Genomic DNA, 10,691 nt, shown 5'->3' on the forward strand with positions numbered 1-10,691 from the left:
GATCTATCCCGGCGAGAGGCCCCATGCGCACCGAGACGCCCCCGACGATCCGCCTGGAGGATTATCGCCCGAGCGATCACCTGATCGACCGGGTCGACCTCGATGTGCGCCTCGCGCCCCACGAGACCCGGATCACCGCCGTGCTCGCACTGCGCCCCAACCCGGCGGGCGAGCCGGGGGCACCCCTCGTGCTCGACGGCGACGACGTGACCCTGCTGGCCCTCGATCTCGACGGCCAGACCCTGCCGGCCGACGCCTACCTGGCGACGCCCTCCGGTCTCACACTGCATCGTCCGCCGACGCGGCCTTTCACCCTGCGCATCGAGACGCAGGTCGACCCGACCGCCAACACCAAGCTGATGGGCCTCTACCGCTCGAGCGGTGTCTACTGCACCCAATGCGAGGCGGATGGTTTCCGGCGCATCACCTACTTCCTCGATCGGCCGGACGTGCTGTCGGTCTACACCACGCGGATCGAGGCGGAGCGCGCGGCGGCCCCGGTGCTGCTCGGCAACGGAAACCCCGTGGAGGCGGGCGAGGCCGGCGAAGGGCGCCACTACGCGGTCTGGCACGATCCGCACCCGAAGCCCGCCTACCTCTTCGCCCTCGTCGGCGGTCGGCTCGACAAGGTTGCGACCCGGTTCACCACGATGGAAGGGCGCGACGTCGAGGTGGCGGTCTTCGTCGAGCCCGGCAAAGCCCCCCGGGCGGCCTACGCCCTCGACGCCGTCCTCCGCTCGATGCGGTGGGACGAGGAAGCCTTCGGCCGCGCCTACGACCTCGATGTGTTCAACGTCGTGGCCGTCTCCGACTTCAACATGGGCGCGATGGAGAACAAGGGCCTCAACATCTTCAACGACAAATACGTCCTGGCGAGTCCCGAGACCGCGACCGACCAGGATTACGCCAACATCGAGGCGATCATCGCCCATGAGTATTTCCACAATTGGTCGGGCAACCGCGTGACCTGCCGCGACTGGTTCCAGCTCTGCCTGAAGGAAGGCCTCACGGTCTTCCGCGACCAGGAATTCTCCTCGGACATGCGCTCGCGCGCCGTTCACCGCATCGGCGAGGTGCGCACCCTGCGGGCTCGCCAGTTCCCGGAGGATGCCGGCCCCCTCGCCCATCCGGTACGACCGCGCGCCTATGCGGAGATCAACAACTTCTACACGGCGACGGTCTACGAGAAGGGGGCCGAGATCGTCCGGATGCTGCGCACCCTGGTCGGAGAGGCGCCGTTTCGCGCCGGAATGGACCGGTACTACGCGCGGAACGATGGCCGCGCCGCGACCGTCGAGGATTTTCTCGACGCCTTCGCGGCGGAGAGCGGGCGCGACCTCACGGCCTTCGCGCAATGGTACGAATGGCCGGGCACGCCCCGCGTCGATGTCGAGGGCGCGTATGATGCGGCGGCCCGGCGCTATAGCCTGACTCTTCGCCAGTCCCTGCGGGGCGCGGCGCCGCCCTTCGTCATTCCGGTCGCCGTCGGCCTCGTCGGGCCCTCCGGCCCGCTCGCGGGAGCGCGTTGCGCCGACATCCGCGATGGCGTCTTCGTGCTCGACGCGGCCGTCGCGCGCCTCACCTTCACGGAGGTGTCCGAGGCGCCGGTGCCGTCCCTGTTTCGCGGCTTCTCGGCCCCCGTGCGGGTCGAGATGGCCCTGAGCGATGCCGAGCGGCTGACGCTCCTGCGCCACGACACCGACGCCTTCAACCGTTGGCAGGCGGCCCAGAGCATCGCGATGCGCCTCCTGATCGACCGCGGCACCGCCCGCGCCCCGGAGACGGACGATGCGGGACCGGCGGCGCAGGCCTATGCCGAGGCGCTCGCGGCCTTCCTCGATGCGGAGGCGCTGGCCGATCCGGCCTTCGCGGCCCTGGTGCTCGGCCTGCCCGGGGAAGGCGATGTCGCCAACGAGATTGGCAGCGACATCGATCCCGACGCCATCCACCGCGCCCGGCAGAGCCTGCGCCGTCATCTGGGTCACGCCCTCGGCGAGCGTCTGAGCCGTCTGCGCGCCGACCTCGCCGAGGCGCCCGGAACGCCCTTCAGCCCGGATGCCGCCTCGGCCGGACGACGCACGCTCCGCAACGCCGCCCTCGACCTGATCGCTGCGGCCGATCCAGCCCGCGGGGCGGAGCTCGCAGCTGCGCAGATCGAGGACGCCAGCAACATGACCGACCGTCTGGCCGCGCTCGGGATCCTCTCGTTGATCCCCGGCGAGACGCGCGAAACCGCCCTCACAGCCTTCGGCGAGCGCTACGCCGCCGAACCGCTCGTCCTCGACAAGTGGTTCGCGATCCAGGCGGCGATCCCCGAGGACGGCACCCTCGCGCGGATCGCGCGCCTGCGCGAGCACCCGGCCTTCTCGATGACCAATCCGAACCGCGTGCGCGCCCTGATCGGGAGCTTCGGCCTCGCCAACCCGACTCAGTTCAACCGCGTCGACGGCGCCGGCTTCGGCCTCCTGGCGGAGACGGTCGAAATGCTCGACCGGACCAATCCGCAGATCGCGGCAAAGCTTCTGACGAATTTCGGTTCATGGCGCATGCTGGAACCCGCAAGATCCTCGAAAGCCGGCGAAATTCTCGCCCGGATCAAGGCGATCCCGGGCCTCTCACGCGATGTCGCCGACATCGTGGACCGAACCGTTGCCGGATCATTAACATCTTCTTAACAGAGGGAAATTTCGACTCGGGCCGAGCCAAGAGGGCGAGGCCGTAAGTCCGCTTCTGTCAAGGCGCCGCCCGAGAAAGCCGTGGACAAGTTCATGCGCCGAGACGATCATGTATCCATGATTCGAAGCGAGCGCGCCTGACCGCTTCGGAGGATTCACGAGAGCGACGAGGTTCGGTCATGCCGGAGGCGGATTCCGCTTCCCTCTCCGCGCGTGCGGATACGATCCTTGGCATCCACCGGCCCACGCACGCGACGCATGCGCGTTTCGTTCGGGCCGAGACATGGCTTCGGTACGCGGTACCCGCTCTGCTCGCGACCTTCCTCGCCTGCCTCGGCGGCGTCGCCACCCTGTATCTCCAGACCCAGCGCGAGGAGATGCTCCGCCGGGCCGTCGCGGATATCGAGACCTTCACGCGTCTGACGGCCGCCGCCCTGCCGAACATCGCCCTGACGGAGGATGCCGCGCGCACGCGCCTCGGCACCCTGATGCCGGAGGGTTCGCTGCAGGCGGGCCGGCAGATCCTCGTCGTGTCCCCGTCCGAGCGGATCGTCGCCGCCCACCCTCCCCTTCCCGGCCATTACGAGACCCTGAGCCAGGTGATCGGCGAGGTGCAGGCGCTCTCGACGCTCGGTGAGCGTGCCGGCGTGATGAGCCTCACGCTCGCCAATGGCCAGCCGGCCTTCGCGACCATGCGCGCGTTACCGGGGGATGCGGCGCGGATTGCCGTGGTCCAACCCCTCGATCCGATCGTGGCGGGCTGGAACGAGCGGGCGCATCACCAAGCCATCCTGCTCGGCGCGGCCGGCATCGTGATCATCGGGATCGCGGTTGCCTACGGATTGCAGACACGGCGGACGCACGCGGTCGACCGGCTCTGCGAGCAGATCAAGCAGCGCCTCGACACGGCCCTCGGCCGCGGCGGCTGCGGCCTATGGGACTGGGACATCCCGCGCGGACGCATCTACTGGTCGGACTCGATGTACGCGCTCCTCGGCTATCACCGCGAGCGGGAATTCCTCTCCTTCGGCGACGTCAACGCCCTCGTCCATCCCGATGACGGCGACCTCTACAGCCTCGCCCGCGGCCTCGCGGCCAACCAGACGACCATCGACCACGCCTTCCGGATGCGCCGGGCGGACGGCGCCTATGTCTGGCTGCGCACCCGCGCCGAGATCGTGCCGGACCCGACGGATGGTGGGCGCCATCTCGTCGGGATCGCCGTCGACATCACGGAGCAGCGCAATCTCGTCGAGTCGAACGCCACCGCCGACATGCGCCTGCGCGACGCGGTCGAGGCGATCTCCGAGGCCTTCGTGCTTTGGGACACGAGCAACAGGCTCGTGCTGTGCAATTCGAAGTTCCGCCACCTTCACGCCCTCAGCCCGGAGGATGCGCAATCCGGCCGGCGCTATGGGGAGATCATGGGGCGGGGCGTGCTGCCGCGGGTCCGCCGGGAGATGCCAGAGACGGAGCCGGCGGGCGCCACCTCGCGAACCTTCGAGGCGGAGCTGACGGATGGGCGCTGGCTCCAGATCAGCGAGCGACGCACCAAGGATGGCGGCTACGTCTCGGTGGGAACCGACATCACGAACCTGAAGCGGCATCAGGAACAGCTCGTCGCCTCCGAGCGCGAGCTGATCGAGACCGTCAAGGACCTCAAGCGCTCGCGCCGGACCCTCGAACTTCAGACCCAGCAGCTCGCGGACCTTGCCGAGCGCTACCTCGACCAGAAGGCTGCGGCCGAGAGCGCCAATCAGGCGAAGTCCGAGTTCCTGGCCAATATGAGCCACGAACTGCGCACGCCGCTTAACGCGATCATCGGCTTTGCCGAGCTGATGGAGAGCGAAGTCTACGGAGCCCTCGGATCGCCGCGCTACGGCGATTACTGCCGGGATATCCGTGCGAGCGGCAACTACCTGCTGTCCGTCATCGACGACATCCTGAACATGTCCCGGATCGAGGCGCAGCGGGTGCGGCTGGTCCGCCGCGAGCTTTCCCTGGAGAGCGCGGTCGCGAGCGCCCTCAAGCTCGTCACGGAGGCGGCGCGGGCGAAGTCGCTCGCCGTCACGGTCGATCTCAGCCCGAGCCTCACCGTCCTCGCCGACGAGCGCGCCCTGCACCAGATCCTCGTGAACCTGATGCAGAACGCCGTGAAATTCACGCCCACCGACGGACGCGTCATGATCCGCGCGCGCTCAGCGGGTGATCAGCTGCATCTTTTCATCGAGGATAGCGGCATCGGCATCCCGAAGGACGCCCTGCCGAAGCTCGGGGCTCCCTTCGCCCAGGTCGAGACCAACCTCACCCGCTGCTACAAGGGCTCGGGTCTCGGCCTCGCCATAGCCCGATCGATGGCGGAGCTGCACGGGGGTGCCCTGCGTATCCGATCCGAGGAGGGCCTGGGCACCGTCGTCCTGGTGCGCCTGCCCAAGCCTACGGCCGACCGCCTCGCGGAACTCGCGGTGGACGAGGCCTCGCAGCAGACCGTGGCTGCGCTCCGCGAGGCGGCGGGTGCGAGTCTGCGGGCGGCATCGCTCCAGCCCGCCGTGGTGTGATCACCGGCCCCGCTGCCGCGCGTCGGATCAGGACAGGATGCGCTCGAAGATCGCCCTGACTTGGCCGCGCTCGGTCGCGATCTGGGCCGTGAGTGCGCGCGCATCCGGCAGGCCCGATGCCGCGGCGAGGCGCGCCAGCGCGACCGGCGAGGCCTCGGCCGGCTCTCCCTCGACCATCAGGCGCTGCCAATGATGTACGTCGTCGAACAGGCGATAGGCCTCCGCGAGCTGACGGGCCGCCGGATCGGAAAGCCATCCATGGCCGGCGGCCGCCGCGAAGAGCGCCGGCGCGTCGAGCCCCACGAGTTCGGGATGCTGCCCGGCCCGCCCGAGCACGATGGCCTGCGCCAGGAAGTCGAGGTCCAGCAATCCTCCGGGTGCCAGCTTCAGGTCGAGGTCGCCACCATCCCCCTTCTCTCGCGCGACGAGGTCGCGCATTGCGCGCACCGCGCGGTGGACGACCTTCGGCGTGCGGGGCGCGCAGAGCACTGTACGGATCGCGTCCGACACCGCGACGGCGAGGCCGGCATCCCCTGAGATCACGCGGGCCCGGGTCAGTGCCATGAGCTCCCACAGTTCGGCCTCCTCGCGGAGATAGGTCCGGAAGCTGCGGAATTGTGTGGCGATCATGCCCTGGCCGCCCCCCGGGCGCAGGCGCAGGTCCACCTCGTAGAGGCCGCCGCGCCGGGTCGGCGCGGTCAGGGCCGCCACGAGGCGCTGCGTCAGCCGGTTGTAGGCGACCCCGGCATCGAGAGCCTTCGGGCCGGTGCTGGTGCGGTTCTCGGGATCGAAATCGTAGAGCACGACGAGGTCGAGGTCCGACTCGGCGGTGAGCTGGCGCGAACCGAGCCGGCCGAGCCCGAGCACCACGATGCACCCGCCCGGCACCGTCCCGTGTTCGGCGGTGAAGGTCCGCGAGACCGCCTCCAGCGAGGTGGTCACGGCGGCCGCGGCGATGCCCGCGAAGGCCTGGCCCGCGCCGCTCGGCGGCAGGATGCCGGACAGGAGCCGTGCGCCGGTGACGAAGCGCATCTGCCTGGCCGCGTCGCGGCTGCGATCCAGAAAATCCTCGTGGTTGGCGGGTGTCCCGACGAGCCCGCGATATTGTTCGGCGAGTTGGCCCGCGTCGGTCGTGGGAGCGACGAAGCCGGGGTCGATCACCGCATCGAGGACGTGGGGACTGAACGCCACCGTGTCGGCCAGGCGCGGCGCGGTCCCGAGCAGATCCGCAAAGAGCAGCCGCAGCCGCTCGTGCGAGCGCAGGATCGTCAGGAGTTCGACCGCCGCCGGCATCCGTCCGAAGGCCCGATCGAGGGCGTCGAGGGCGGCATCGGGATCCGGCGTGCCGCCGAGCGCCTGCATCAGGGCCGGGACGAGTTCGGTGAGAACTTCGCGCGCGCGCGGGCTGCGCACGGCCGGGCGTCGCCCGAAATGCCAGCCGCGCACGGTCTCGACCGCCCGCTCCGCCTCACGGAAACCGAGCTGCTGCAGGGTCCTGAGGGTCGCGGGATCGTCGCCCGCACCGCTGAAGACGAGGTCGCCCATCTCCGCGGAGAGATCGGGCTCCGCCTCGAACAGCAGGGCGTAGCGGGCCTGCACGGCCCGGGCATGCTGCAGCAGCGCGGCCTCGAATGCGGGGAGCCCCGCGAAGCCTGCGAAGCGCGCGAAGCTCTCCAGCTCGGCAGTCTCGGCCGGCAGGCGCTGCGTCTGCTCATCGCGGACCATCTGCAGGCGGTGCTCGACCGTGCGCAGGAAGTCGTAGGCCGCCGTGAGAGCATCGCGGGCATCGGCGTCGATCCAGCCCTCGTCGGTCAGGCTCGCGAGCATCTCGATCGTGCGGCGGCCGCGCAGAGCCGGGCGCCGGCCGCCGAAGACGAGCTGCTGCGTCTGGACGAAGAACTCGATCTCGCGGATACCCCCGCGCCCGAGCTTGATGTCGTGGCCGGCCACCGCGATGGTGTCGTGCCCCCGCACGGCGTGGATCTGCCGCTTCATGGCATGCACGTCGGCGATCGAGGCGAAATCGAAATACTTGCGCCAGATGAAGGGCCGCAGCTCCGCCAGGAAGCGCTCACCCGCTGGAATGTCGCCCGCGATGGGACGCGCCTTGATGAAAGCGGCCCGTTCCCAGTTCTGCCCCAGCGTCTCGTAATAGGTGTAGGCGGAGTTGAGTGTCATCGCGGTCGGGGTCGAGCCCGGGTCGGGCCGGAGCCGATAATCGACCCGGTGGACGTAGCCCTCCGCACTCCGCTCCTGCAGGAGCTTCGCCACACCCTGGGCGAGGCGGCTGAAGAAGGGGATGGGCTCCAAGCCCTCCTTCAGAGGCGCGACCTCGGGATCGAAGAAGATCACCAAGTCGATGTCACTCGAATAGTTCAACTCGTGCGCGCCGAGCTTGCCGAGCCCGAGGACCACAAGCCCGGATCCTTCCTGAGACACCTCGGAATCCGCAGGTCGAAAGCGTCCGAGATCCTCGGCCTGGCGGAGCATCGCGTCGATGGCGGCCGAGACCGAGGCGTCGGCGAAGTCCGAGAGCGACCGCGTCACGGTGGCGAGCGGCCAGAGCCCGCCGATATCGGCGAGCGCCACGAGGAGTGCATGCTCCGCACGGTTGTGGCGCAGGCGCCGTCCGACGGCCTCGAGATCGAGCGCCACTCCCGGTTCCGGGCGTCCAGCTGCGCGCTGGTCCGCGATGATCGCCGCGCTCGCCGCCTCCGGCGCGCGCTCGGCGAGCCGGACGATCCGTTCGGGGTCGCGGCTCACGAGGTGCCACAGGAAGGGGGAATGATCGGCGAGCCCGAGGAGAAGCGCCCGCATCGGCCCGGCAAGCAGGGATTTCGGGAGCGCCCCCGCGATATCCGCGAGCCGGGCCTCGGCGCCCGCGGGATCCGAGAGGGGCGGTGCCGCCGTCAACCGCGCATGCAGGGTGGAGCCGTCGCTCATGTCCGTTCGCCCTCGCTATGGGCAGGCAGGGTTACCACAACGCGCAGGCCCGGTGCATTCTCGAGGAGCGCGAGCGTCCCTTGGTGCAACCGCACCACGGCGTTGACGAGGCTGAGACCAAGGCCGAAGCCGGGCCGCGAGCGGGCATCCTCCAGGCGCACGAACCGGTCGAGGACCCGTCCCCGCGCCTCCTCGGGGATTCCAGGGCCGTGATCGCCGACGCTGAGGACGACCTCGGCGCCGACGCGGCGGGCCTCCAGGGTGATGCGCGCCCCCGCACCGCCCTCGACGCTCCCGTACTTGATGGCGTTGTCGATCAGATTGGCGAGGGCCTGTCCGATCAGCTCGCGGCTTCCCAGGATGACGAGATTGCGCTCGGTGCTCAGGTCGAGATGCAGGCCCCGCTCCTCCGCGAGGGCCTCGTAGAGTTCCCCGACTTCCGTGGCGACGAGCCCGGCATCGAAGGGGGCCATGATCTCGCGGGCATTGCCCGCCTCGAGCCGTGCGATCATCAGGAGCGCGTTGAACACGCGGATCAATCCGTCGCTCTCTTCGATCACCGATTCCATCGCGCTCCGCAGGGTGCCCGGCGATTCGGCGTGGCGCAGGGCCTCGTCGGCCCGGTTGCGGAGGCGGGTGAGCGGCGTCTTCAGATCGTGGGCGATGTTGTCGGAGACCTCGCGCATGCCGCGCATCAGCTCGCCGATGCGTTCCAGCATGGCGTTGAGGTTCTGGGCGAGGCGGTCGAGTTCGTCGCCGTTGCCCGAGACGGTCAGGCGTCCGTCGAGATCGCCCGCCATGATGGTGCGGGTGGTCTCCGTCATGTCGTCGACGCGCTTCAGGACGCTCCGCGCCACGAACCCGCCCCCGACGACGCCGAGCGTCACCACGAGGGCCAGGGAGGAGACGAAGGTGCGGCTGATCACGGCGCGCAGCCGGTCGCGCTCCTCGACGTCGCGTCCGACGAGGAGTCGGAAGCCGCCGGGCAGGGTGAAGATGCGCACGAGGGCGCGGTGCTCGTAGCCCCCCGTCTCGCCGCCACGGCTGTAGACGGTCTCGGCCTGGCCCGGTGTGGAGAGCAGGCGCGCCGGGACCTCGCCGACATTGCCGACCACGTGCTCGCCGGCTGCGGTGGTGACGAGGTAGAGCGAGGCTCCGGGCTCGCGCGAGCGGCGCTCCACCACCGAGATGAGGCGGCGCAGGCCCCCGGCATTGTACTGCTCGGACAGACCGTTGATCTCCGCGTCGATGGTCGAGACGATCTGGTCGTCGAGGACGCTGCGGGCGCTCCAGGCGACGTACCCGAGGGCGAAGAACGCGAACGCCGCGAAGACGACGAGATAGGCGAGGGAGAGCTTGAACGCCGTGGTGCGGAACAGCTTGCCGAGGCGGCCGAGCCGGCCCTCCGGGACAGCCGCCGGAAACGCCGCGCTCACGGGGTCCGGCCGTCGTCGGCCCGCACCATGTAGCCGGCGCCCCGGATCGTGTGGATCATCGGTCCGTCGAAGCCCTTGTCGATCTTGGCGCGCAGCCGTGAGACATGGACGTCGATGACGTTGGTCTGCGGATCGAAATGATAATCCCAGACATGTTCGAGCAGCATGGTTCGGGTCACAACCTGGCCGGCATGACGCATCAGGTATTCGAGGAGGCGGAATTCGCGGGGCTGCAGCGGGATCTCGCGGCCGGAGCGGGTGACCCGGTGGGACAGGCGGTCGAGTTCCAGATCCCCGACCCGGTAGGCGGTCGCCTCGGTGGTCCCGGACGCCGTCGCGCCGCGGCGGGCGAGCACCTCCGTGCGGGCGAGGAGTTCCGAGAAGGCGTAGGGCTTCGGCAGGTAGTCGTCACCGCCGGCCCGCAAGCCCTTCACACGGTCGTCGACCTGGCCGAGGGCGGAGAGGATGAGCACGGGGGTCGCCACCTCCTGCTCGCGCAGGGAGCGGATCAGCGACAGCCCGTCAAGCTTCGGCAGCATCCGGTCGACGATGAGCACGTCGTAGGCGCCCTCGCGGGCAAGGGCGTAGCCGTCGAGACCATCGAGGGCCTGATCGGCGACGTGTCCGGCCTCTCGAAAGGCCTTGACCAGATAGGAGGCCGCGTCGCGGTCGTCCTCGATGATGAGCAGGCGCATGAGAGCTTCAATAGGGCGCGCCGTGCCGGTAGGAAATGGTTCGCTCACGCGTCCCTCTCCCCGTGGCAGGATCGGTACGATGGGCCGGCGCATCCTTTCGGAACGGCGTTCCATCACACGAAAGCGGCAGGGCTGAGTATCAGCGCCGGTCCAATGTGCCGCCAGGGCGAGCGCAGGATGGTTTGGTCAGGGTTGGACGCACCCGCAAACGACGAAAGGCCGCCCCGTGCGGCAGCGGCCTTTCGTGTCGATCCGACAGGATCGTGTCGATCCTTTTCGGATCGTGTCGATCCTTTTCGGATCGTGTCGATCCTTCTCGGATCGTGTCGATCCTTCTCGGATCGTGTCGATCCTTCTCGGATCGTGTCGATCCTTCTCGGATCG

Annotated in this window: 5 protein-coding genes; 2 read left to right on the plus strand and 3 right to left on the minus strand. The window is 69.4% G+C overall.

From position 1 onward, the window contains the following. Nucleotides 1-23 precede the first annotated feature (23 nt). Together pepN and F6X51_RS20985 are read left to right on the plus strand one after the other, a co-directional pair. On the plus strand, nucleotides 24-2,675 hold the full coding sequence (gene pepN / locus F6X51_RS20980; protein WP_150965627.1) for an aminopeptidase N: 2,652 nt from the start codon (nucleotides 24-26) through the stop codon (nucleotides 2,673-2,675). 179 nt (nucleotides 2,676-2,854) lie between these two features. Further along, nucleotides 2,855-5,233, plus strand: coding sequence for a PAS domain-containing sensor histidine kinase (locus F6X51_RS20985; protein WP_150965628.1), 2,379 nt, complete (start codon nucleotides 2,855-2,857; stop codon nucleotides 5,231-5,233). Nucleotides 5,234-5,260: 27 nt separating this feature from the next. Here the strand turns inward: F6X51_RS20985 and F6X51_RS20990 are convergent, their stop codons facing one another. The 3 genes from F6X51_RS20990 to F6X51_RS21000 are packed head-to-tail and all read right to left on the minus strand — an operon-like array spanning nucleotide 5,261 to nucleotide 10,307. After that, nucleotides 5,261-8,176 (minus strand): bifunctional [glutamine synthetase] adenylyltransferase/[glutamine synthetase]-adenylyl-L-tyrosine phosphorylase, encoded by a 2,916-nt coding sequence (locus F6X51_RS20990; protein WP_150965629.1) that lies wholly within the window; start codon nucleotides 8,174-8,176, stop codon nucleotides 5,261-5,263. Continuing rightward, entirely contained in the window at nucleotides 8,173-9,612 is a 1,440-nt protein-coding gene (locus F6X51_RS20995; protein WP_150965630.1) for a HAMP domain-containing sensor histidine kinase, read from the minus strand. Before F6X51_RS20995 ends, F6X51_RS20990 begins: the two co-directional genes overlap by 4 nt. After that, nucleotides 9,609-10,307 (minus strand): response regulator transcription factor, encoded by a 699-nt coding sequence (locus F6X51_RS21000; RefSeq protein WP_150965631.1) that lies wholly within the window; start codon nucleotides 10,305-10,307, stop codon nucleotides 9,609-9,611. The genes F6X51_RS20995 and F6X51_RS21000 overlap by 4 nt, the downstream gene beginning before the upstream one ends. Between the last annotated feature and the right edge of the window lie 384 nt (nucleotides 10,308-10,691).

It is taken from the genome of Methylobacterium planeticum (genome assembly GCF_008806345.1).
Taxonomy (GTDB): Bacteria; Pseudomonadota; Alphaproteobacteria; order Rhizobiales; family Beijerinckiaceae; genus Methylobacterium; species Methylobacterium planeticum.